This is a genomic window from Chryseobacterium sp. W4I1 (assembly GCF_030816115.1).
Classification (GTDB): domain Bacteria; phylum Bacteroidota; class Bacteroidia; order Flavobacteriales; family Weeksellaceae; genus Chryseobacterium.
Genome location: NZ_JAUSXQ010000001.1, coordinates 2,661,833 through 2,686,064 on the forward strand (window position 1 = coordinate 2,661,833; position 24,232 = coordinate 2,686,064).

A 24,232-nucleotide genomic window follows, 5' to 3' on the forward strand; every position below is an offset into this window, starting at 1 on the left:
TTTGTTTTAATCTAAAGATTTATGAGAAAACTGATAGGTAAACTGATGTTAAAGATGCTGGGCTGGAAAGTCGTTCTTCAGGGCGATGCAAAAAGCCTGGAAAGATGTATTCTGGTGGTAGCGCCACATACCCACAACATGGAATACCTGTTGGGAAATCTTGCCTATTGGTCTCTGGGAAAACCTTTGAAAATCATCATCAAAGATGCCCATACAAAAGCATGGTATGGAGGAATTGTAAAAGGACTTGGAGGAATCGGGATCGACAGGAGCCAGAAGAATGATCTAGTAAATTTTGTAGCTAAACAGTTTGAAAAAGAAAACTTCAGCCTTGTAATCACTCCGGAAGGCACCAGAAGCTGGGTTCCGAAATGGAGAAAAGGATTCTATCATATGGCATTGGCAGCAAAAGTTCCTATCGTTTTGGCAGCCGGTGATTTCAAAAGAAATATCGTTTACCTGGGGTACACGATCCCTTACGAAAGAATTGCTTCCGTTCCTTTTTCTGAGATCATGGAGGAAATCCAGAATTATTATATCAAAAATGATATCGGGCCTAAAATCCCTGCCAACTGGAACCCCAATATTATGGGAACAGGCAACGAAGAAGCAACTAGCAACTAGCAACTAGCAACTAGCAACTAGCAAAATTATCATCCATCAATTATCATTTATCACTTATACAATGAAAGGTCAGACTAAAGAAGAGCTCCTTACGTTTCTAAACAGCTGGGGAAACGGTGTAACATTAGCAAAAACACTCGAAATACAATTCATCGATATTGATGTCGAAAATGAGACACTTACCGCTACAATGCCTGTTCAGCCAAAGGTACACCAACCTTTCGGTATTCTGCATGGAGGAGCAAGCTGTGTGCTCGCAGAAACTTTAGGGTCAAGCCTGTCTAATATTTTTATTGACGGAAATAAATATTACGGTGTAGGAACGAATATCAACTCCAATCATCTTAAAAGTAAAAAAGACGGTATTGTAACGGCTACAGCCCGTTTTATCAGAAAAGGAAAGACGATGCATGTTTCAGAAATTGAAATCAGGGATGAAAAAGGAGTACTCATTAACCATACCACAATGACGAACAATATTATTCTGAAATAGATATAAAGGATTAGTAAAAATATAAGACTCAAAAAATTGAGTCTTTTTTTATATACTTACAACACACTTTTGAAAATATGAGAAATATTTCATAAATATAGCTCCTTAAATTTTGAGATTTTTAAGACTAATAATACCTTTGCTGAAAGGAAAATCAATCGGGGAATTTTAGACTTTTCCAGCCGATAATTTTCAAAATCTATTCATAATTAATGATCTATTTCAAACTTCCTTTCGACGAAACATTATATTCAACTGATCAGAAACAAGACAGGGAATCTGTAAATTTTCATTCTTTTGATCTATTAAGGCAAATCAGTTTTGAAGGCAGTATTATCGATGCTTCTGAACAATTTGAACATGTTGTCATCACTAATGATGATTTGCTCAAAGATGAAAGCCATTTTAATGCTGAAACAAGGGAAGAATATCTGGATACCCTTCACCAGGTTATTAAAGTAATTAATGATCATCAGCTTCCGAAAATCGTTTATTCAAGGAGGAAAATCTTCACAGACTTTAATGCAATAGATTATAAGGAAAGTTTTAAAAAGCTTTGCTCATCTTACCCTAATGCGCTCAGGTATATTTTTAATGATGGACAAAATGCATGGATGGGTGCTTTCTCGGAGATTTTGGGAAAATTCAATAAAACCACCCACGAGTTTGAAACTATGAGCCTGGCAGGCACTCTTCCTGTTTCTGAAGAATGGACGGAAAAGGAAATTGAAGAGCAAAAACCGGTGACATCGTATATCAAAGACATTCTTGAAAATTATTCAGAAAATATACAGATTTCAGAAACCTATGATCATATTTCAGGGAATATCAAACATCTGCGAACAGATTTTAAAGCCCGGATAAAACCTGAGGATCTTGATACCCTAATCAATGACCTCCATCCCACTCCGGCAGTCTGCGGAATTCCAAAGGATTTCTGTAAAAAAAGCATTCAGCAATTTGAAAAATTTCCCCGTGAACTGTATGCCGGATTTATCAAGGTGGAAACGGATGAAAATGTGATGTATTTCGTTAACCTCAGATGTGCAAGACTTTACAGAGATTCTGTACACATTTTTGTGGGCGGAGGGATCACCGCACAGAGTAATCCAGAAAAAGAGTGGCAGGAAACAGAGTTGAAATCTGAAGCCATATTAAAAAACTTAATTATTTCTTAGCAAAGCCCACTAATTTTATACAGGATTTCATTTCTTTACAGTCTTATTTTTAGTTTAAAATGAGAAACATCGGTATGAAAATATTCCTCTTTATGATTTTAATTCTTTTAACGGCATGTAAAAAGAACAGCTCTTCCAAAACTTATAATGAAAGTCGGGAACTTGTCCCTAATCCTGAAGGCTATCAAAAAGATACCTTTCCCGCAGATACTATAGATATAGATACACTGCATCACAAGAAAGAAAATACCCGCTAAACGAAAATTCCTGAAAGTGGAGACCACAAAAAAACCTTTTTCATGCTAATGAAAAAGGCTATATTGAATAAGTAAATAGTTTAATTATTTCTTCGCTCCGATCCTGCTCCAGGTATCTAATACAAAAAGTAAGATCAGGCCAAGAACTGCTGAAGCGATTGAAAATACAAACTTCAGGTTATCTTCTGATAAAAGATCCGTCTGCCAGTCTAATGCATAAAGATTGATGGCAATAAAAACGATAAACACAACTAGAAATACTTTATAAAACTTCTGCATGATTCTTAAAAATTAATATAGTTCTGCACCAATTGGGCAAAGTTAGCGGTGAATAATTTTATTGAAATCGCCAAAAGAATGATCCCGAAAACTTTCTGAAGAATAGACAGAGTAGCCTCTCCCATTTTGTTTTCCAGCCACTTCGCTGATTTCAGCACCAAATATACGAAAATTGTATTGAGAACAATTCCTAAAATAATATTAATATCATGGAACTCAGCTCTGAGAGATAAGGTGGTTGTCAGCGTTCCTGCTCCTGCTACCAGAGGAAATGCAATAGGGACAATGGATGCAGCCTTTGCTTCGGTAGTTTTGTTGATCTCAATGCCAAGGATCATTTCAAGGGCTATGATAAAAATCACAAAAGCTCCTGCTATGGCAAATGAATTCACATCGACACCAATCAGTTTAAGGATTTTGTTTCCCACGAACAGAAAAACAATCATGATTACTCCAGCGGTAATAGATGCCTTACCGGCTTCAATCTGCCCAAACTTTTGCTGAAGGCTTACCACAATAGGAACAGAGCCAATAATATCAATTACGGCAAAAAGAACCATAAAGCAGGTCACGATCTCTTTAATAGAGAAATCATTCAATATTTCCATCTCTTTGTAATTAAAAATTTCGCAAAAATATGAAAAAAAACTGGTTATTTGCTAATTTGTGAATACAAATTAACAACTGCTTTCAAAAGTTCCTCTATTCCTTCACGGGATTTCAAAGGGGAATATTTTTCCATTTGAATTCTCTGGGATAAGTTTCTATACTCTTCGGCGACAGAAGATCCTTTATAACTTTCCAAAAACGTTCTGAAATCATCTGAAGAGCTTTGAAAATACTGTTTCCTGACATCCTGATCCATTTCTTCCAGAGTACCAAAGAACTTCGGATAATCTTCGTTATCTTTAAGATTTTCAAGATAACTGAAATAATCATTAATATCGGTTTTCAGTGTCTCCCTTATTTCTTTTTCTGTTTCAGCCACAGAACCAAGTGGTTTTGGAGATGCCGTTTCTCTAACTAACGATCGTTTTTTTTGCCAAGTCTTAAATACCAGATAAATTAAAAATAAACCTACTAAAATAGCAATATTGGTCAAAAGAATATTCCAATGGAACTTGCTCTTTTCCTTTACTTTCAGCGTTGTTGTTTTCAAAACAGGTGTATTGACCGTTTCTAAAAGCGTATTGGTATATTCATTTACCTTTTCAACCGTAGTACGGGATTCAAGGATCTGATCATGCGAGAAAGCATTTAAGGCAAGCGTTTTCTTACCAAGATCTACATACTCTTTACTTGCAGGATCAAAGAAAGCAAACTGCTCGGTCTGAATTGCAATAGCTCCCGACTTTTTAGGAACGATCACATAGTTGGCCAGAATTTCACCTTTCATTCCTGTACTTCCGGGAACTACTTTAGAGGTAATTTTTGGCGTAAAGACTTCATAATCCGGAGAAGAAATGATCTTCGGAAGATGCATATCAGGAAGGTTCCCTTCTCCCGAAACTTTTACAATAACATGGATAGGTTTTTCAACCTCAATTTTATCTTTTGAAGGGTTATAAACATTCACGTTAAAGTTCCCGACTGCATTTTTAAAACAATCAGGTGAACCTTCGGGAAGTTTTTTTACATTGAGCTTGACCTTGTTGGAAACAATTTTATTTTTATTGGCATATGAAGTTACAGAAGCAGATACTGCCGGAACTTCCACATAGCCTGCTTCATTCGGAAATACCATAAACACAGCTACAACCTGTGAGGCCATATTACCGGCACCTGAAGGATCAATTTCTGATTTGCTGAAGCTTATAGGGTGTACATTGAGATTATCCTGCTGCGGAAGACGGACATCTTTCACTTTTCTGAAGTTGTCCATATTTTTAGAATATACCTTTAAAACAGCAAATGTAGCCTGATCCTGATATACATCCCGGTCTTCGATCTCCATATTCATATACATCTCGCTGGCCATGTTGCCGGCAAGAGATTTCCTATCAATAATTTCTTTTATATTAACATCGAAAGGCTCGGTTTTATAAATCTTATTATTAACGGTTACTAAGACAGAACCAATCTTGATTTTTCCCTTTTTTTTAGGCTCAAGTGCAATTCTGGATACTTTTTGTGTAACAAGGGTATTCGTTGCCGGATCAATCAGCGTATTGGTTACGGATCCGCTTCCGATAATATTGAATTTTGAAAGGTCGGGAAGCTGAAAACGCGTTTGAGGCTCCAGGTCGATTCCATTAAGCTCCAGAACGATGGTAAGGTTTACAACATCCTTTCCGTTGTATTCTGCTTTATCAGATTCCATGAACAGGTTAACCTGTCCGTAAGAGATTACAGATGAAATAAGGAATAATATGTAAAACAGTTTTTTCTGCATCACCAATCTTTTTCGTTGCTCTGTGGCGTCGAATAAGAGTTCTTGTTTAAGATTCTTCTGGCGGTTTCTTTTTCTTTTTCGTTGACTTTATCTAGTATGGCGTTTTCAAGATTTTTAGGCATTTTTCCTTCTCCTTCATTCTGGTCTTGCTTAGGTGAATTCCCCTCGTTGCTTTTTCCTTTCTCCTGCTGGCCGCTACCCTGATCCTGTTTTTGATCTTTCTTGTCGCCTTTCTGATCATCACCTTTATTCTGATCATTACCACCGCCACCGCCTTTTCCTGAGTTATTCTTTTCGTTTTTCTGCTGTTTTTCTTTTTCTTTCAGCTTGGCAATTTCATAGTTCTTTCTGGTTGCTTCACTATAAGGGTTCTGTTTCAAAGCCTGCTTATAATAATCAGCCGCTTTTTCCGGCTGGTTCATCTGCATATAAGTATTTCCAAGATTATGAAGAGCTGCCATTTTATCCGGAATGGTTTGCGAAAGCCTCTGTGCTTTGTCGAACTCCGCCTGAGCCTCCTCATATTTTTTGCTCTTATACAGTGCATTTCCCAGGTTGTAATGAGCCGTAAAATCTTTTTCATTGGTTTTCACAGCCTCCATATATTTAGAGGATGCCCCATCGTAGTCTTTACCGTTAAATTTCTGATTGCCTTCGTACACTAAAGTACGATAGTTTTCCTGCCCAAACATGACATTTGAGAAGGTGAAAGCAATAAGAAACGATAAAAAAATGATTTTAGTATTCATTACTTGCAAAATTATTCCTTTATATGTTAATAAACAGACTTCTATTTGTTAAAGTTCGGTTAAAGTATTGATTTAAAATCTTGATAAACAAAGCATAAAAACCTATACATTGAGATCTTTTTTCGGGTTCAATATATAGATTAAAAAGAAGAAGAAAATAGAGACTATCAGAAAATACTGATAATAGTGGTTGGCATTCTGAGATTTCACTAAGGTCTGTGCAGATGATGATTTTTTATTCAAAGCATCCACAATCTTATTGGGAGCTTCATTGATGTTATTACCGTCAATATAATCTCCTCCTGTAGACTCTGCCATCTTTTTAAGAGCCTCCGTCTGTCTTTTGGAGATCACCGTTCCGCCTTCCATATCTGTTTTGTAGCCCATCAGCTGTCCGTATACATATTCCGGCACTGGTGCACCTTCTTCTGTCCCTATTCCTACCGATGTGATGGAGATTCCTTCTTTATTAGCCAGCCTGATCGCAGCATTGTCATTTCCCTCATTATCTTCACCGTCACTTAGCAGGATAACTTTTCTTGAGCCTTTGCTTACATTTTTAAATTTTTCTGCTGCTACCTGCATTCCTTTCAGAAAATCTGTACCTTGGATTTTCATAGAACTTGTTTCCACAGCACTTATATAGGTTTCAGCAGAACCGTAATCTGTAGTAAGCGGCATGATAGAAATGGCTTCTCCAGCAAAGATTACAATTCCTATCTTATCGTTTTTCATCTTCTGCATCGTACCCACCATCAGGTTCTTTGCCTCTACAAGACGGCTTGGATCAATATCTTCTGCATTCATAGAGTTGGAAACATCCAGCATAAAGATCACATTATTGAGCCTCTGATTGGTTTTCACTTCTTCCGAACCGTTCAGCAGGTCTATAATAGAGAATATCAGGAAAAGTGTTCCCAAAAGATATAAAGCGGGAAAAAATTTTGTAAATCCCGATCTGCTTTCAAATAATTGATCATGAAACCGGCTCTCTGCAAAGATGTCCCTTTTTTTCTTTTTCCATTTCAAAAAACGGATTAGAAAGAAGGCCAGCAACGGCAGGAGCAGCAGCAAAAGTAAAAACCAGTAATTTCCTAAGGACCAATTCATCAGCTTAAAAATTTATATAATACCCATCGCAGCAACGCATCAAAGAACAGCATTCCCAGTGCGATCCAAAGGAAGATTTTAAAATACTCATCATAGTTGTACAGCTTGGAGACCTTAATATCAGTTTTTTCCAGCTGATTGATCTCGTCATAAACTTCCTCCAGGCTGCTATTGGAAGTCGCTCTGAAATATTTTCCGCCTGTAGCCTGCGCTACATCTCTCAATGTATTTTCATCAATCGTCACTTCAGTTTCCGTAAAGATCAGATCCCCGAAAATATCCTGTGCTGTAGGCATTCGGGCAAAACCGTTGGTTCCTATCCCAATGGAATATACTTTTATATTATTATTCTTGGCCAGTTCTGCAGCAAGTTGTGGCGGTATTGCATTCTGAATATTGCTCACCCCGTCTGTCATCAGGATCACAACCTTGCTCTTAGCCTTGCTTTTAATCAGGTGGTTAACGGCCACAGAAAGTCCTTCTCCAATAGCTGTTCCCGGTTCAAGGCCTGCAGAATTCAGATTTTTTATTTCGTCAATAACAACCTGATGATCCGAGGTCACCGGAACTTTGGTAAACGCTTCTGCAGCATAAGCCACAACACCTATCCTGTCATTCGGGCGCTTCTGAACAAATTTTATGGCAATATCTTTTAATGCCGTAATACGGTCCGGGGTAAGGTCTTTCGCAAGCATACTCAGGGAAACATCTATTGAAAGCATAATGTCTACTCCTTTTGTATCATCCTTGTCCTGTGAGATTGTAAAAGATCTCGGTCTGGCCATGGCAATGATCAAAGCAGAAAGGATGATATATTTGGAAATTTTCAAGAAAAAGAGAACCGTACGAATCTTTCCGCTGTCTTCCATATTCTGAACAGTGGGAACTTTGATACCTTTTATCTTCTTTCTTCCTGCATCTTTAATAAAAAGTGGGATAAACAGCAGGAAAAGCAGCAGGAACCACGGACTGTAAAATTCAAAATCAAACATCCTTTCTTAAGTTTTCAAATTCTAAGTCTTTTGATGATCTCTTCACAAAATCCCGGATATCTGCAAAATCTTTTTCCATAGTGGTCTGATCCGGGAAGGTCTTGGCAAATTTCACCAGATCTCCTCTTAAGAATACATCTTCCACTGTCTTTTCATTTTCCTGGGAAATCGTATTGTTCTTTTTCATAACGTCAATAAGATCGTCAGTAAGAAGAACATCGGCCGGAAGATGATATTGTTTGGCAATAAAATTTCTCGATATATCTATTAACTCAACATAAAAGGAACGGAAATCTCCACCTTCGATGTATTTTTTCTTTTTTAATGAATCCAGCTCTTTTAAAGTCTGGTTGGTAGCAACCACAGGTGAACTTTTAGATTTCCTGCCCCATTTGACAAACATAATCACTGCAATAATCAGGGCAATCACTGCCAGAGCGGCAAGAATATAGAATTTATAAAGCTCCCAATAATCTTTGGTTTCAAGCTTTACTTCTTTATTATTCATGATGTCATTGATCTGGTCTGTCTTTTGAGCGGTATTGATCACATCAATTTCGTAAGGAATTGTTTTTAAAATCTTACCTCCTACGTTAAATTCCAGTTCAGGGATCGTAAATTTCCCCTCGTCGTAAACTGAAAATTCAATTTTTCTTTCGTAAGAATTCTGGTTTTGTCCGATGCTATCCTTGATTTCTTCAAAATGAAAAGGAAGCAGCTCATTTTTAGGGGCAGCCACTACCTGCATTTCATGAATATTGTCAATTTTAATAACAAGCTTGTTGACTTCCCCTAAAGCAAGGGTTTTCTTTGCAAGGTTGGAGGACAATATCTGTGAAAAAGCGTTTGCACAGATGAGAAAAGACAGTATGAATAATATTTTTTTCAATTTCAAATAATAGGAGTTGAGGCCGGAGCCTGTTTTATTTTAAGTTTACTTTTTCTGGAAATAACTATACAGCAGTTTAGAGTAATCAGCACCGGTGTTGACATTCATAAAACTGGCCGAACTGGTCGCAAAATCTTCTTCCAGAGCCCGTACTTTTTGTTTCTGGGCTTCAGCAAAGGTATATCTCCATCTTGCGCTGGAAGTATTGGCCCAGACTTCTTTCCCCGTTTCGGAATCATGCAGGAGCGCATAGCCCACATCAGGTATCTCATTATCTTTTTCGTCATAGATCCTCATTCCCAGCAACTGATGCTTTTTTGAAGCTACACGCAGCATTTTAGAATCATAGGTATCTTCAAAATCTGAGAACAGGAATACAAGAGATTTTCTTTTGAAAATTCCCATCATGTATTCCATTGCCTTATCGATCTTCGATACGGCCGGGATATAATCTGCCGTCAGAATATTACTGATAATGGAGAGAATATGTTTTCTACCTTTCTGAGGCGGAATTACTTTATATACTTTATCAGCAAAGAGAATCAATCCTACTTTATCATTGTTTCCCGCTGCCGAAAATCCGAGACTCGCAGCGATTTCTGCCACATATTCTCTTTTCAGCTGGCCTTTAGTTCCATAATCCATAGAAGCGGAAATATCTACCAAAATCATCATGGTCAATTCTCTTTCTTCCTCCATTACTTTCACGAACGGTTCACGGAATCTGGCCGTTTTATTCCAGTCGATTCTGCGGATTTCATCCCCAAACTGATACGGACGGACCTCAGAAAAAGTCATCCCCTGTCCTTTAAAAGCACTGTGATACTGTCCCATAAGCGAAGCTTCCGTCTTCTTTCTGGTACGGATCTCTATCTGCTTTACTTTTTTTACAATATCTTTTATTTCCATAGGTTTGCTGCGGGTTTGCTGATTTTTGGTTTAAGATTTGGGTTGCGAGGTTAGTGCCACGTTTCCATCTTCCATCTTCTAGCCCCTTCTTTTAATCCTTCAATTCAATTGAAACATTCAGCCATTCATTGTCAAATTTGGGACTGTATTTCTTATAAAAATTAATGGCGGGTTCATTCCAGTTCAATACCTGAAAAACCATTCCACTGTACTGATTGGATTTTCCATGCTCCAAAGTGGCTTCAAACAAAAGTTTCCCGATCTGCTTTCCTCTCATTTTTTCTGTCACTACCAGATCTTCAAGATACAGCCTTCTTCCCTTCCAGGTTGAAAATCTGTCATAATATAGGGAAATTCCAACGATTTCACCGTTTAGTTCAGCAACAAAAGCTCCCCAAACCGGAGATTTACCGAAGCCGTCTTCGGTAAATTCATTCAAAGTTAAAGTCACTTCATGAAGTGCTTTTTCATATTCTGCAAGTTCCCTGATCAGCTCCAGCATGGGAGCACAATCTTCCTGAACTGCTCTTCTGATAATCACTTCACTCATTATGGCGCCTGAATTTTTGCCAAGATCCTATTGATGATCTCTTCAGATGAAATTTCTTCTGCCTCAGCCTCGAAAGTAAGACCAATCCTATGTCTTAATACATCCTGCGCCAATGCTTTTACATCTTCAGGGATGACAAAAGCTCTTCCCTTCAGGAATGCATAGGTTCTGGAAGCGATAGCCAGGTTGATTGATGCTCTTGGAGAAGCTCCAAAACCGATGTAGTTTTTAAGCTCAGCAAGACCATAGTTTTCAGGGTAACGGGTTGCAAAAACCATATCCAGAATATATTTTTCGATCTTTTCGTCCAGATAAATCTGGTTGATCAGTTCTTTAGCATCTACAATATCCTGCAATGTAATCACAGGTTTGATGACAGGTTGGTGAGAGGTGGAAACCATTCTCATTACCGTTCTTTCGTCTTCAAAGTTGGGGTAATCAATCTTACATTTCAGCATAAAACGGTCGCTTTGGGCTTCCGGCAGCAGATAAGTTCCTTCCTGATCGATTGGGTTTTGGGTAGCCAGTACCAAAAATGGTTTTGGAAGCTTCATGGTTTCGTCACCGATGGTCACCTGCTTTTCCTGCATTACTTCAAGTAGTGCCGACTGTACTTTTGCAGGAGCACGGTTGATCTCATCTGCCAACACAAAATTCGCAAAAACGGGACCTTTTTTTATAGAAAAATCGTTATCCTTGATATTGAAGATCATAGTCCCCACAACATCTGCAGGAAGTAAATCCGGTGTAAACTGTATTCTGGAGAACTGACCATGAACAGCTTCTGCCAGGGTTTTAATCGCCAAAGTTTTAGCCAATCCCGGTACCCCTTCAAGAAGAACGTGTCCGTTTCCTAAAAGTCCTACCAAAAGGCGGTCTATCATGTATTCCTGTCCAATAATCACTTTATTGACTTCCTGTCTCAGAAGGGAAAATAAGTAGTTTTTCTCTTTTACTTTTTCCGTCAACTGGCGGATATCTTCGGCTTGATATATCTCTGACATAGCTTTAATTAAAAATAAGTGGTAAATTTCTGATAAATACTGGCATTAATCAACATAATGAATGCCATTTTTGAGTTAAAGTTTGTTAAATATTCCGGGATTAATAAAGCAACCAGACGAATACAAGATAACTTTCACTGTACAAAATCAATTCATACAGTGAAAGTTACGGTAATATTTTCTTATAAAAAAGGATGTTAAATGGGACGTTTTAGGTGAATAGTCAATATTGCTACGCAAGTCAATAGTGAGTTAGTTCACCAGTAGTAAAATTCACTATTCACAATTGACCTTTCACAATAGCTATTAAAGCTTTGTTATTGTAATAGTAAAAGTATCTTCCGCAACATCTACAGTCTCTTCGTAAGATCCGATATTGATAAAATATTCAGTTCCGGCCACTGTTGGAATGGTCATCGTTTCTGCACCACCACCTCCTGCGCTGTCTGCTGTATTTACACAGGCAAGACTACTGCAAGTACCACTGTATATATCCATTTGAGGATCAAAAGTACTGCCGGTTGGCATCGTAATTTTAACGGTAAACTGACCGCCATCCCCTATGAATTTAAACCAGATTCCATCATTCATTGCATCTGGACATATGGTAATAAATCCGTTATTATTAGTAGCAGATACTGCATCATTCTGAGTATATGTATAAGGAAATGCCGTTGCGGATAAAGCTCCTGAACACGCATCATTTACCGGAACCGGAGGTACAGTTTTAAAAGAAATATCTGCGCATCCTGAAGACTGAATATTACCGGAAACAGCTGTGACTTTCAGATAATAGGTAGTATTTGCATTGAGGGGAGCAGATGGAGTAAAATTAGTTGTGGTAACTACCTGATGATTAATAACATCCGTACTCCCTGCACTGGTTCCTAAAGAAACTTTATAGGAATCTGCGCCGGAGACAGCCAACCATTTAAAATTTGGTAACAAGGAAATAGATTGGGCATTATTTGCAGGATAGTTCATTAAAGGACATGCCGGAGTAGAGCTTGCCGTTAATCCTGAAATAGTGATCGCTGATTTATAGTCAGCTCTTATTCCTCCCGGAGGTGCCACAGGATCTACGACTGCGCGGTCTCCTTTATAGTAAAGCGTGGAATTTGGCGTGTATGGATAAACATAAAAAACTTCATCAAAATTATTGATATCAATACTCTGCGAATTCTCTTTTGCAGCGACTACTAAATTATCAGTATTGTTATAGGCAAATGGAGTCGTAAGGCTAATCTCAACCCTGTTGTTGTTTTTCACCACTGTACCAGCATACACCTGAGTAAGCTGCGAAGCTGGAATCCAGTCTGTACCTGAAGTAAAGGCAGTTTTAGAAGTATGTCCAAGATAAACAGTCCAGTCTGAAGAATCATTAATGGTGGACGTAGGATCCAAATAAAAGGTAAGACCTGTAATATTGCCAGCCGAACTGGTATTTATTTCCTGTTTAGGATAAAGTTGCTGAACATATGAATATGAAAAAAAACTACTGATGGGTGCCGTTCCGACGTTTGTACTTCCTATGTTTAAATTGATCTGGGCATTAAGCATCAATACTGTCGTTAACAGGAATAAAAGTAAAAATTTCTTCATATTGATAAAAATTAATATTGAACATTGGGCTAAATTAATGATAAAATTTTGATTTCTCAAACAAATGTGAATTTTATATACGAAATATTAATAATCTAAGGGAATAATTAATATATTTGTGATAAATACAGCCCATATGTATAAAAAGTTACTTTTTCTCAGTATTTGTTTTAGCGGCCTTTTACAGTCACAGACTACCCAAGTCATGAATGTGATTTCACAGGCAACTTATTATGACGGCTATGCTGCCACAGTTTCCGACCCGGTTCCGGCAGGTCTTATCAGGCTTTCCAATACCAGATATGCAAGGAAACTTACAGATGCTGAACTCAATTCTTTCAAAGCTAAAATTGCCATGAGGGTAACCATTGGCGCGCTATGTGACAATTATGACCGTCTGGGGAGTGTTTATTTAGCAATGATTCCAAAAAATCAGCCTACTTATACCATGACTGACGTTAATGTAAAGAGAATTGAAGTGGGCAGGTACATTACTCCATTCATGAATAAAAACCGCTCTCCGCTGGAAGTTCCTTATACTTACGATTTAAGCAATCTATACAATGTATTTCATGATACTACGCTGCGTGCTGCTTATGATATGTATATGGAGCTGGATGTTTTCGGGGTTCCTTATGCAGCACAAACCCAGGTTTCAGGATGCACAGGCAGAATTGATGTTTTCTCAGGAACGCTGTCCTTCTTTTCAACGGATACCGGAGCTACTTCTTCGGATCAAAATACTCTAACTCCTATATTGACTTATAGTACGCTTAACAACTATAATAACACCGATGTTCCCGGTGAAACTGTCAGGATCGTCAACTTTAACCTTCCGAATCCGGTTACCAATGCCCGATTTTATGTAATATCTACTCCCCATGGTGCCAACAGTGGCGGTGAAGAATATGTAAGAAGGCAAAACTACACGTACATAGATGATGTACAGATGCTCACGTATACGCCGGGAGGAATTTCATGTGAGCCATACAGAGTATACAATACGCAGGGCAACGGAATCTATGGAACGGTACCCAAAACCCTGAACGAATGGACTTCATGGAATAACTGGTGCCCTGGAAATTCAGTTCCTATCAGAGGATTTACCATGCCGAATTTAGCGGCAGGAAACCACACGCTGAAACACACAATACCAACCGCTGTATTCAATCAGCAGCAGGGAGACGTTTTTTTATCTGTTTATATGCAAGGAAAAAGCAATGCCACTCTGGATGTAAAGGATATTAAGACAACAGATGTGAGCATTTACCCCAACCCAACTTCTGATTTCATCAATATAAGATCAAAGGAAGATGTTATTTCAATCAGTATTTTCAGTGTAGACGGAAAAAAATTAGCTGAAAATTATAAAGAAAACAGGATTGATATTTCTGCGTACCCATCCGGAGTTTACTTTTTGAATATTGTACTGAAAGGTGGGATCAATTTTAAACATAAGATCATTAAAAAGTAAAAGAGCAGAACAACGTCACGTTCAGATTCTAGTCATTTGAAAACTATAAAACTCCTCTGAAATATTCAGGGGAGTTTTTCTTGGTAGTCAAAAAAAACAGACCGGTTTGATGTTTCACTTTATAGAAAGATCATAAGAATTAACATAATTTTTCACGATTTAAGAACTTTTAATTTAATCCTTTATTTAAAAAATTGTCACTTCCAGTTTATTAGACTATTTTTGGTGATTAAAAAAAATTGTAAAATGAATTATCATTTTCAAGCACACAGACAAGTGAGAAAGAACCTTTTAGGTATTCTGCAGAACACTTCCCACGAAGATCTTCTGCTGATTCCGGATGGCTTCAATAACAATCTGTACTGGAATATTGCCCATACGGTTGCTACCCAGCAGCTGTTGCATTATTATCTGAGCGGCAATCCTTTCAGAATTGATAAATATTGGATCGAAACCTACAAAAAAGGCACTCTTCCGAACCTGAATGTAGCCAAATCTGAAGTGGAAGATCTTGAGTTTTTACTCACTGAAACTTCAAAGATTTTGATGAAGGATTATGACAGTGACTTCTTTTCAGACTATACCCCGTATACAACAAGTTTCGGGATGGATTTGAAGAGTATTCAGGATGCCATTATCTTCAACAATATGCATGAAAGCCTTCATTACGGATATATCATGGCACAGAAGAGAGCAATATTAGGCGAAAAATATTAATATTTTGAAGAAGATTTTCTTTTTAAGATTCCTCCTTTTAGGACTGCTTATCTTCAATATAGTAGGTTGCTCTTCTAAGAATGATCCGGTAAAAAGCCAGCCTGCTGAAAGCGTTATCAAGCCATCAGCTGATAAAATTGCAGAGCTTCATCAGCCGGAAATAAAAAGTCCTGAGAATTGGAAAGAAATTTTCAAATCTGTTCCAAAAGAATGGACGATGCTTACAAAAAAGGAGTCAGGCTACATTATCTATATTCCATGCGATTATCAGAACCAAAAAATAATTTTGAGTGATAATGGAAAATATACGTTGGAACATATCATCGGGCAGGATGCTTATTATTTTCAGATAAAAAATATCAGAAAAAACGGAAACACTTACCTCTTTGAACTGTATGAGGAAAATGCAGAAAAAGGAAAAGAAAATGTAGACTATACATTGAATATCAAAGACCATAACCAGGCAGTATGGGAAGTTTATAATGAAGAAAGAAAGATAACAGGCATTACGACTACAGACTCCCGCTTTGAAAGCAGGTACAAAACAGTAGAAGAGCCTCCCTGCCTTGAATAAGTTTAACAACAGAAAAAATAAATTTTGACAAACGAAAACAAAAAAGACGATTTCATTTTCGGACTTCGTCCTGTAATAGAAGCTATTGAAGCAGATAAAACGATTGACAAGATCTTTGTGCAGAATGCACTTCAGGGTCCTATCTATGCTGAACTGAAGACTATTTTAGCCAAACATAAAATACGTCCCAACTATGTTCCGATTGAAAAACTGAACCGTTTTACAAGAAAAAACCACCAGGGTGTGGTTGCTTTTATTTCAGATGTTCCGTTTCACAGAGTGGAAGATGTTGTTCCACAACTGTTTGAAGAAGGAAAAACACCTTTCCTGTTAATACTGGACAGACTTACGGATGTAAGAAACTTCGGAGCGATCTGCAGAACAGCAGAATGTGTTGGTGTAGATGCTATCATTATTCCAGAAAAAGGAGGAGCACCCATCAATTCAGATGCTATCAAAACATCTGCAGGAGCACTTTATAATATCAAGATCTGTAAAGAACCGAATCTTGCCCATGCAGTAGATTTCCTTCAGCAGAGCGGTATTTCAGTATTTGCAGCCACGGAAAAGGCTCAGAAACTGATTTATGATGTGAATTTCACAGAGCCTTGTGCTATCGTGATGGGAAATGAAGAAACGGGTATTTCTAAAGAAGTAATGCATCATTCAGACGAGAAAATAAAACTTCCTATTGAGGGAAAAACACAGTCGCTTAATGTATCTGTAGCTTGTGGAGCTATCCTTTATGAAGCCGTGAGACAGAAGATTATCGCTGTTCCAAACGCTTAATCAACGTAAATAATTTGTTTTGCACCTAATTTGCAGACAAAAATGATCAGTAAAATTTAAACTTAAAAAAAATTCAAATGAAAAACGTAGCAGCTTTAATGCTCATCTCATCTATAGCCCTTGTCTCTTGTAAAAAAGAAACAAAAACCATCACCAAAGTAGATCCTAAAACAGGAAAAACAGTGACTGTAGAAGTTCCGGCCGATTCTGTGGCGAAAGTGGTAGAAAACCCTGCAATCAAAGACTCTGCTGGAGTTTTCACCCAAACTTTTAAACTGGAAAAAGGAAAAACCTACCCTCTTACCACTTATCAGAGAGATGTAAAGACCATGGAAGATCCCCAGGGAAAAACCATCACGGCAACCAGCGAATCTACAGACGAAATGAATTTCGTGGTGAACGATATCAAAGGCAATGTGTACGATATGACGCTGAATCTTGTCGCTAAAAGAAATTCTCAAAGTGCACAGGGCAAAACCGTAATTGTAGATACCAAGCAGGCTATTCCAAAGGAAGATGACCTTAAAATGATCTGGAATATCAATAAGGCGCTTACAGGAAACAAGCTTAACATGAAAATGGACACGAAAGGAAATGTAATTTCTATTACAGGTTTCGATGCCGTTTATGCTAAAGTGACAGCTGCTGTAGGAACATTAATAAAAGATGCTAACCAGAAAGCAAGCGTTGTAGCGAGTCTTAAAGAAACTTTCAACGAAAAAGTATTGAAAGATCAGCTTAATAAAAACTTAACGATTATTCCTAAAAAAGGAGTTAAAATCGGTGAAAAATGGACAACTTCTGAAAATGCTGACGCAAGCGGAACCGTAAAAGTAACTTCTAACTATGTATTAAAAAGCGTAGGAAACGGAGCTGCAGAAATCTCTGTAACAGGAGGAATTCCTAAAAAAACAGAAAAGAAAACACAGGGACCTGTCACGCACAGCCTGAGCAGTGAACTTGCTCAGAACGGAACCATTAAGTTTGACGAAAATACAGGATGGATCACCAACCAGAATATTGATGTAAAAACTACGCAGATTGAAACTATTTCAGACGGAAAACAGTCACAATCTATGAAAAGCACATCCAAATCTTCTGTAATGGTAAATCCTTCTGCAAAATAATTGAATTAAAAGAGTTTGTGGATCAGAATGTTGGAGAGTTTGAAAGTTGGAGCGTTCTAAAGTTTTTGAGCGATTGCTTGCCAATAACCTGGCTACTGATCATTTTGATCCGGAAACTTTGAATTTAAATTAAAAAATTATGAAGTACATTCTTGAGTTAGTACTCACCGCTATTATTATTTTCTTTGTCTGGAATATCCTGAAAAGGCTATTTTTCAAGACCTTTTACAGTTATAGATTCAATAACAACAAAGACAATAATCAGCAGCAGGACCTACATAACTCTAATAAGAATAAACAGACCCTCAACTGGGATGCAGAAACAGTTGACTATGAAGAGGTAAAAGAAAGTAAAGACAAAAGGTAAAATTCCAAAGAAATAAAAGATAATAACCAGCATGGCTAAAAATAAAAACTTAATTTACATTGCAATTTCATTAATTGTATTTATAGTTTTAGCATTTTTATACTCCACTCCTGTTTTTTCAGGAAAACAGCTTTTCCAGCATGATATCGTGCAATACAGAGGAGGCGCAAAAGAGCTTCTTGACTACAGAGCCGATACCGGAAACGAAACCTACTGGAGTGACTCCATGTTTGGCGGGATGCCTACCTATCAGATGGGAAGCCAGTTCAAAGGCGATATCATCAAAAAGATCGACAGCAACCTGAATTTTTTGCCAAGGCCTGTTAATTATCTGTTCCTGCTTTTTGCCGGATTCTTTTTCCTTGGAATGGTAGCTGTAAGAAACTGGAAGTACGCTTTACTGGGCGCTACTTTCTTTGGCTTATCCACCTATTTTTATATTATTATAGCAGCCGGACACAATGGTAAAGTAAATACCATAGAGTATTTTGCACCGTTATTGGCCGGAATTATACTCGTTTACATCAGGAAACAGTACATCTGGGGATTCATTGCAACCACTCTCTTTATGGGGCTTCAGATTGCAGCCAACCACCCGCAGATGACGTATTATCTGTTTCTGGCTTTAGGATTCTTATTCCTTTCAGAATTGGTAAGAGCGATTCAGAAAAAAATTCCGATGAAGCATTTTCTTATTTCATCAGGAATTATCGCTGCCTCATGTGCAATTGGTGTCGGAATGAACTCCCAAAGAATCATGGCCAATTCCGAGTACATCAAAGAAACGGTACGTGGAAAGCAGATTCTGACCAATGACAGCCATACTTCAGGACAGTCAGGACTGGATAAAACCAGCATCCTGATGTGGAGTTACGGAAAACTGGAAACCCTGAATCTTTTTATTCCAAGACTGATGGGTGGCGGAAGTCAGGAACCAGAAGCAAAAGAAATCATGAGCAAAGTCCAGGAACTTATTCAGGAAAATGTAGGCTCCCAGGCTGAAATGGACAGAATTTCAAAAGGTTTCAACGGTGTCACTTATTGGGGAGACCAACCGGGAACTTCAGGCCCTGCTTATCAGGGAGCTGTTGTATGCTTCCTCGCTTTACTTGGGTTCTTTTTCGCCTGGAAAAAATACCGTTACTGGATCCTCGGAGCCTCTATTCTGACCGTTTTACTGGCGTGGGGAAGCAACTTTATGCCGCTGTCTGATTTCTTTATAGACTACGTTCCTTTTTACAGTAAATTCAGAGCTCCATCTTCTATTCTTGTGGTGGTGGAATTATTATTTCCTCTGATAGCCATTATCGGGATCTACAGGTTCTTTACAGACGAAAAACTGACCGAGGAATACAAAAAGAAAATTCTTCTGTATGTAAGCGGTGGAACTTTAGGATTACTACTGATTCTTTTAATTTTCGGAAAATCACTTCTGGGTTTCTATACAGACGGAGAAAAAACATACTTCCCGCCTTTTCTGCTGGATTATCTGGCTGATGAGAGATTCAAATTATTTAGAATTGATGCGATAAAAGCATTGCTCTATGTTGCTATAACAGCGGCAGTCCTTTTCATGACTATGAAGAAAAAGCTGAGTCAGAATATTGCTTTGATCATCATTGGAACTGTGAGTTTGTTCGACCTCTGGACGGTAAATAAACGTTATCTGAATGATGAGAATTATGTAGACAAAGTTTTTGCTGAAAATCCTTTCCAGACTGAAAGTTCAGATCTTCTTGCTGAAAAAGTTCAGGGAAATCCGAATCTAGAATCTATTTTGGCCAATGTCAACGTTAATAAAACGCTTGAAACCATTGCAGAAAGAGATAAAACACATTACAGAATTTTCAATAATATTTTAGGTACATTCAGCGAAACCAATACGTCCTATTTCAAATCTTCCATCGGAGGCTACCATGCCGTAAAACTGAGAAGATATGATGATGTAATCAATGAATACTTCCAGGTCATGGATTCTGTAAAAGTACCGAACATCCTGAATCTCCTTAATGCAAAATATTGGGTGATGGGCGGACCGGACAAACCTCAGGCAATGCCTAACGCAAAAGCAAATGGAAATGCATGGTTTGTAAGTGATCTGAAATTCGTAAATACTCCTGATGAAGAAATCAAGTCTATCGGGGTGATCGACAGTAAGAAAACAGCTGTTGTTGCATCAGCAGACAAATCATATTTTACGGGTAAATCTGTTCAGGCAGATTCAACGGCATTTATCAGTTTAACAAAATACCAGCCGAATGAGCTGGAGTTTAAATCCCAGTCGAAAACACCTCAGCTGGCCATATTCTCAGAGATTTATTATCCCCACGGATGGAAAATGTTTGTAGACGAAAAAGAGGTTCCTTACATTAAAGCAGATTATCTTCTGCGTGCCGTACACGTTCCTGCAGGAAACCACAACATCAGAATGATCTTTGAGCCTGAAGTGATCCAAAAAGGTAAATGGCTATCGCTTTTATGTTTCGGATTGTTTATCGCACTCAGTGGGTTCGGAATCTTCTGGATGAATAGAAATAAAAAGAAGTTAACTTTAACTGAAGAAAAGGCTTAAACGAAATTAATGCTTAATAATCTTAATTCTTAACTCAACCTTAATGGCTAGATTTTAAAATATAAGAACTATTTTTAAAGTGTTAAGACTATTAAGATTCAGATTCAAATCTTCAATTAATGGAACAAAAAAAAATACTGATCATCACCTATTACTGGCCTCCTGCGGGAGGTCCTGGTGTTCAGAGATGGCTGAAGTTTGCAAAATATCTGCCGGAATCTGGCTGGAATCCGGTGATCTATACTCCCGAAAATCCAAGTTATCCCCTACTCGACGAAAGTCTTGTGAAAGACATTCCACAAAATCTGGAGATTGTAAAAACAAAGATATGGGAACCTTACCAGCTGGCTGAAAAGCTGAATAAAAGCAATAAAAAATTCAAAGCCGGGCAATTTGATGTCGGCAAAAACCAAAGCTGGAAATCTAAACTTTCGATCTGGGTAAGAGGAAACTTCTTTATTCCCGATGCAAGGGTATTTTGGGTAAAGCCTTCTATCAAATTTTTAGAGCAGTATTTAAAAGAAAATAAAATAGAGGTGGTAGTTACTTCGGGACCGCCTCACTCTCTTCACATGATTGGTCTCGGACTGAAAAAGAAATTCCCGGATCTGAAATGGATCGCTGACTTCCGGGATCCATGGACGGAAATTTCTTATTATAAACATTTAAAACTCACCAAAAGCTCTGACAGAAAACACAGACAGCTTGAAAGTGCTGTTTTTAAAACTGCCGACATCACCTTAGCCACAAGCTATACCGATGCTGAAAACTTCAGAAAAGCAGGAGCAAACGCAGTTTGTATAACCAATGGATTTGATGAAAGTGATGCTTCGGCTCCACACCCTGTGACAGGTAAAGAGACGCAGAAAAAAAACTTCACTTTAAGTTATATCGGCGTTCTCGAACAGCTGAGAAATCCTGAAAACCTATGGAAGATTCTTGATGAATTAATTAAAGAAAATAAAGAGTTTGCAGATCATTTTACCCTGAAATTTGCAGGTAGAATTGACAATAAGATCCTTGAATCCATTGAAAATTCAACCCTGAAAAATCACATCCTGAATTTGGGCTATATTTCTCATGATAAAGCTGTAGAAGAAATGGCAACTTCCCATCTTTTACTGATCACCAATTTCCCAAATGAGTCTTCCAAAGGCATTATTCCCGGAAAAATATTTGAATACCTGGCCACCGGAAAGCAGATTATTTCTTTCGGTCCAAATGAAGCGGATGTTGCAAGAATACTGGATGAAACTGCAGCAGGAAAACATTTCAGCTATGAAGATTCAAAAGCGGTTAAAGATTTTATTCTTGACCAGTTTGAGCTGTGGAAAAAAGGAAGTCCTGTTGAAAACACCCAGAATATTGAGCAGTTTTCAAGAAGAAACCTGACCAAAAGGCTTGCTGAAGTTTTGGGAGAATCTTAGTTTGAAATGATCTTATCCTTGTCAGGGTTTAAAACCCTGACAAGGATAAACCACAAAATACTTCGATTTCGTTCATCACGTCAATTTCTAAACTTTACAGTTAAGTATTAAAATGGCATGCTGAACGAAATCGAAGCATTATTAAAAAAGACTAATTCCTTAAATCGTCCACTGATCATTGACAACAGCAATCAGATACTGTTTCCCCTGAAACTCCTCAAAAACAAAACGGATGGTCTTCCAATCCATTTCGCTGGACTTTTCAGCACCTTTGCTATAGTTCTCGGTGAAATCTTTCCCAGGATATATTTTATTCAAATTATTAAGTGAATTTCCGGCAGCCTGGAATTTGTTTAATGAATATTGAGCTGTTGTAAAATCTTTGGAGAAAACCCATTTTGTAAGATAATCATTGATCGTTGCTTTGTAGGGATCACCGGAACCGTCCATAGCTCCCCAGGTAAATAAAGTCTTTGTCGGTTGGAATTTATCGAAATCTTCTTTGGAGAAATGTCTGTCCTCTTTTGGATCAACAAATCCATACATTGAGAAACTGATTCCTTTTTCAGGATGAATAAATGATGCAAATGTTTTATAATCCTTATTTTTCAAAGCCTGAAGAATTTCATCATTAGCTTTCTTTACAGCTGCTTCATCAGTTTTTTTCTTTTGTGCTGTAGCTTCAATATTTTTTTCCTTTGCCTGAGCCATTGAATCGATTACATTCGGAACAGGTTTTTCAGGATTTTTTTTACAGGCCGTTAACAGGGTTAATACTAATATTGGAATAATGATCTTTTTCATTTTAAATTTTATATCAAAAAGCACCAAAACTAATGCCAGGACCATAGTTCCGATAGATAAGTTCTGTTGCTAATTTTTCACCTAATATAACCGTTTTCAGTACATTTGTGTTATGGAAATTTTAGACATCCTCATTATCGGAGGCGGGCCCATTGGTCTGAACTGTGCTCTTGAAGCTCAGAAAAACAATCTGACTTACCTGATCATAGAAAAAGGAACCATCGTCAATTCCTTATACAACTATCCTTTATATATGCGCTTTTTTTCAACAGCAGAAAAACTGGAGATTGCGTGTATTCCATTTATTTCTCCCGCTCCAAAACCAGGCAGACAGGAAGCTCTTGAATATTATCAGGGAATTACAAGACAAAGAGGATTACATATCCATCTGTACGAAAAGGTTCTGAAAGTTTCCAAAATTGGGGATATCTTCGAAATTGAAACTTCAAAAACAGCTTATAAAGCAAAAAATGTCATCATTTCCACTGGTTTTTATGATATTCCGAATATGATGAATGTCCCCGGAGAAGATCTTCCAAAAGTGAAGCATTATTATACGGAACCTTACCCGTATGCCAAACAGAAAATGATTGTTGTGGGATCAAGCAATTCTGCCGTAGACGCTGCTCTGGAAACGTATAGAAAAGGGGCTGACGTAACGATGATTATCCGCCATTCTGAAATTTCAAAAAACGTAAAATATTGGGTAAAACCGGATATAGAAAACAGAATTGCAGAAGGAAGTATTAAGGCTTATTTTAATTCAGAAATAGTAGAAATTACCAATCATAGTGTTATTTTTAAAGATGAAAATGGAAAGGTCAACGAAATTGAAAACGATTTTGTTCTGGCACTTACCGGCTATCTCCCCGATTTCGATTTTTTAAGAAACTCAGGAATAGAATTACAGGGCGACTGTCTGAATCCGTTTTATCATCCCGAAACTATGGAGACCAATGTCCCGAATTTATATCTGGCGGGTGTTGTTTGTGGAGGAAAAGATACACATCTCTGGTTTATAGAAAATTCAAGGATTCATGCCGAGATGATTGTGAAGAGTATAGTTACAGGAAGGAAATAGAGGCGGCTGGATTTAGATATCAGACATCAGATGTCAGATGTCAGATTTTTAAATCAAGAAGGTTTTTAGATTTAAAATAAACTTTTGTTTATAGCATAATTTACTCTAAACATTCTATCATATTACAAATTGCAGAATCGCAAAGATGCCATAAAATATACCTCATCATCTGTGCAAATCTGTGAAATCTGTGGTTAAAAAATCTGCAAAATCTACCAGAGCTAAAATATTAAATTTCGCATATCAGACTTGAGAATTTACACAATCTCAAA

25 protein-coding genes are annotated in these 24,232 nt (G+C 37.7%); 13 read left to right on the top strand and 12 right to left on the bottom strand.

What is annotated here, in order from left to right; genetic code table 11:
* Positions 1 to 21 precede the first annotated feature (21 nt).
* The 4 genes from QF044_RS12320 to QF044_RS12335 all read left to right on the top strand — a co-directional run bounded on the left by QF044_RS12320 (position 22) and on the right by QF044_RS12335 (position 2,552).
* Entirely contained in the window at positions 22 to 624 is a 603-nt protein-coding gene (locus tag QF044_RS12320) for a 1-acyl-sn-glycerol-3-phosphate acyltransferase (protein WP_307267609.1), read from the top strand.
* A 61-nt stretch (positions 625 to 685) separates the two neighbouring features.
* The gene (locus tag QF044_RS12325; RefSeq protein ID WP_307267611.1) at positions 686 to 1,117 is read left to right on the top strand and encodes a PaaI family thioesterase; all 432 of its coding nucleotides are present in this window, start codon (positions 686 to 688) and stop codon (positions 1,115 to 1,117) included.
* 212 nt (positions 1,118 to 1,329) lie between these two features.
* Complete coding sequence (locus tag QF044_RS12330) at positions 1,330 to 2,295, top strand: chorismate-binding protein (protein WP_307267613.1); 966 nt, start codon at positions 1,330 to 1,332, stop codon at positions 2,293 to 2,295.
* A gap of 92 nt (positions 2,296 to 2,387) precedes the next feature.
* On the top strand, positions 2,388 to 2,552 hold the full coding sequence (locus tag QF044_RS12335) for a hypothetical protein (RefSeq protein ID WP_307267615.1): 165 nt from the start codon (positions 2,388 to 2,390) through the stop codon (positions 2,550 to 2,552).
* Between the two features lie 84 nt (positions 2,553 to 2,636).
* Here the strand turns inward: QF044_RS12335 and QF044_RS12340 are convergent, their stop codons facing one another.
* The 11 genes from QF044_RS12340 to QF044_RS12390 form a co-directional block, all read right to left on the bottom strand.
* On the bottom strand, positions 2,637 to 2,831 hold the full coding sequence (locus QF044_RS12340) for a hypothetical protein (protein ID WP_111960738.1): 195 nt from the start codon (positions 2,829 to 2,831) through the stop codon (positions 2,637 to 2,639).
* A 5-nt stretch (positions 2,832 to 2,836) separates the two neighbouring features.
* Positions 2,837 to 3,439, bottom strand: coding sequence for a MarC family protein (locus QF044_RS12345; RefSeq protein ID WP_259826466.1), 603 nt, complete (start codon positions 3,437 to 3,439; stop codon positions 2,837 to 2,839).
* Between the two features lie 44 nt (positions 3,440 to 3,483).
* Positions 3,484 to 5,223: a BatD family protein gene (locus QF044_RS12350; RefSeq protein WP_307267622.1), complete on the bottom strand. Its 1,740-nt coding sequence runs from the start codon at positions 5,221 to 5,223 to the stop codon at positions 3,484 to 3,486.
* Positions 5,223 to 5,972: a tetratricopeptide repeat protein gene (locus QF044_RS12355; protein ID WP_307267625.1), complete on the bottom strand. Its 750-nt coding sequence runs from the start codon at positions 5,970 to 5,972 to the stop codon at positions 5,223 to 5,225. The genes QF044_RS12350 and QF044_RS12355 overlap by 1 nt, the downstream gene beginning before the upstream one ends.
* 102 nt (positions 5,973 to 6,074) lie before the next feature.
* On the bottom strand, positions 6,075 to 7,082 hold the full coding sequence (locus QF044_RS12360; protein ID WP_307267628.1) for a VWA domain-containing protein: 1,008 nt from the start codon (positions 7,080 to 7,082) through the stop codon (positions 6,075 to 6,077).
* Positions 7,082 to 8,074 carry a VWA domain-containing protein gene (locus tag QF044_RS12365; RefSeq protein ID WP_307267631.1) on the bottom strand — a complete coding sequence of 331 codons (993 nt, stop codon included), beginning with the start codon at positions 8,072 to 8,074 and terminating at the stop codon, positions 7,082 to 7,084. The genes QF044_RS12360 and QF044_RS12365 overlap by 1 nt, the downstream gene beginning before the upstream one ends.
* Entirely contained in the window at positions 8,067 to 8,963 is an 897-nt protein-coding gene (locus QF044_RS12370) for a BatD family protein (protein ID WP_373462629.1), read from the bottom strand. The genes QF044_RS12365 and QF044_RS12370 overlap by 8 nt, the downstream gene beginning before the upstream one ends.
* 45 nt (positions 8,964 to 9,008) lie before the next feature.
* Positions 9,009 to 9,872 (bottom strand): DUF58 domain-containing protein, encoded by an 864-nt coding sequence (locus QF044_RS12375; protein WP_307267637.1) that lies wholly within the window; start codon positions 9,870 to 9,872, stop codon positions 9,009 to 9,011.
* A 91-nt stretch (positions 9,873 to 9,963) separates the two neighbouring features.
* A complete protein-coding gene (locus QF044_RS12380; protein WP_307267638.1) occupies positions 9,964 to 10,422 on the bottom strand; it encodes a GNAT family N-acetyltransferase in 459 nt (152 codons plus the stop codon).
* A complete protein-coding gene (locus tag QF044_RS12385; protein WP_307267640.1) occupies positions 10,422 to 11,426 on the bottom strand; it encodes a MoxR family ATPase in 1,005 nt (334 codons plus the stop codon). Before QF044_RS12385 ends, QF044_RS12380 begins: the two co-directional genes overlap by 1 nt.
* A gap of 306 nt (positions 11,427 to 11,732) precedes the next feature.
* Positions 11,733 to 13,028: a hypothetical protein gene (locus QF044_RS12390; RefSeq protein WP_307267643.1), complete on the bottom strand. Its 1,296-nt coding sequence runs from the start codon at positions 13,026 to 13,028 to the stop codon at positions 11,733 to 11,735.
* A gap of 136 nt (positions 13,029 to 13,164) precedes the next feature.
* On the opposite strand from QF044_RS12390, the gene QF044_RS12395 reads away from it, so the two are divergent.
* The 8 genes from QF044_RS12395 to QF044_RS12430 all read left to right on the top strand — a co-directional run bounded on the left by QF044_RS12395 (position 13,165) and on the right by QF044_RS12430 (position 22,075).
* The gene (locus QF044_RS12395) at positions 13,165 to 14,502 is read left to right on the top strand and encodes a peptide-N-glycosidase F-related protein (RefSeq protein ID WP_307267646.1); all 1,338 of its coding nucleotides are present in this window, start codon (positions 13,165 to 13,167) and stop codon (positions 14,500 to 14,502) included.
* Between the two features lie 246 nt (positions 14,503 to 14,748).
* The gene (locus tag QF044_RS12400) at positions 14,749 to 15,219 is read left to right on the top strand and encodes a DinB family protein (protein ID WP_307267648.1); all 471 of its coding nucleotides are present in this window, start codon (positions 14,749 to 14,751) and stop codon (positions 15,217 to 15,219) included.
* Positions 15,220 to 15,223: 4 nt separating this feature from the next.
* Positions 15,224 to 15,793 carry a hypothetical protein gene (locus tag QF044_RS12405; protein WP_307267651.1) on the top strand — a complete coding sequence of 190 codons (570 nt, stop codon included), beginning with the start codon at positions 15,224 to 15,226 and terminating at the stop codon, positions 15,791 to 15,793.
* Positions 15,794 to 15,817: 24 nt separating this feature from the next.
* Positions 15,818 to 16,582, top strand: coding sequence for a 23S rRNA (guanosine(2251)-2'-O)-methyltransferase RlmB (gene rlmB, locus QF044_RS12410; RefSeq protein WP_373462630.1), 765 nt, complete (start codon positions 15,818 to 15,820; stop codon positions 16,580 to 16,582).
* A gap of 77 nt (positions 16,583 to 16,659) precedes the next feature.
* Entirely contained in the window at positions 16,660 to 17,709 is a 1,050-nt protein-coding gene (locus QF044_RS12415) for a DUF6263 family protein (RefSeq protein WP_307267654.1), read from the top strand.
* A gap of 139 nt (positions 17,710 to 17,848) precedes the next feature.
* The gene (locus QF044_RS12420) at positions 17,849 to 18,076 is read left to right on the top strand and encodes a hypothetical protein (protein ID WP_307267657.1); all 228 of its coding nucleotides are present in this window, start codon (positions 17,849 to 17,851) and stop codon (positions 18,074 to 18,076) included.
* 31 nt (positions 18,077 to 18,107) lie between these two features.
* The gene (locus QF044_RS12425; protein ID WP_307267660.1) at positions 18,108 to 20,648 is read left to right on the top strand and encodes a YfhO family protein; all 2,541 of its coding nucleotides are present in this window, start codon (positions 18,108 to 18,110) and stop codon (positions 20,646 to 20,648) included.
* Positions 20,649 to 20,767: 119 nt separating this feature from the next.
* Positions 20,768 to 22,075, top strand: a complete 1,308-nt coding sequence (locus QF044_RS12430) for a glycosyl transferase family 1 (protein ID WP_307267663.1) — start codon at positions 20,768 to 20,770, stop codon at positions 22,073 to 22,075.
* Positions 22,076 to 22,234: 159 nt separating this feature from the next.
* Here QF044_RS12430 and QF044_RS12435 read toward each other — a convergent pair whose 3' ends face one another.
* Positions 22,235 to 22,879, bottom strand: a complete 645-nt coding sequence (locus tag QF044_RS12435; RefSeq protein ID WP_307267666.1) for a hypothetical protein — start codon at positions 22,877 to 22,879, stop codon at positions 22,235 to 22,237.
* A gap of 112 nt (positions 22,880 to 22,991) precedes the next feature.
* On the opposite strand from QF044_RS12435, the gene QF044_RS12440 reads away from it, so the two are divergent.
* Positions 22,992 to 23,960, top strand: a complete 969-nt coding sequence (locus QF044_RS12440; RefSeq protein ID WP_307267669.1) for a YpdA family putative bacillithiol disulfide reductase — start codon at positions 22,992 to 22,994, stop codon at positions 23,958 to 23,960.
* Positions 23,961 to 24,232: the final 272 nt, after the last annotated feature.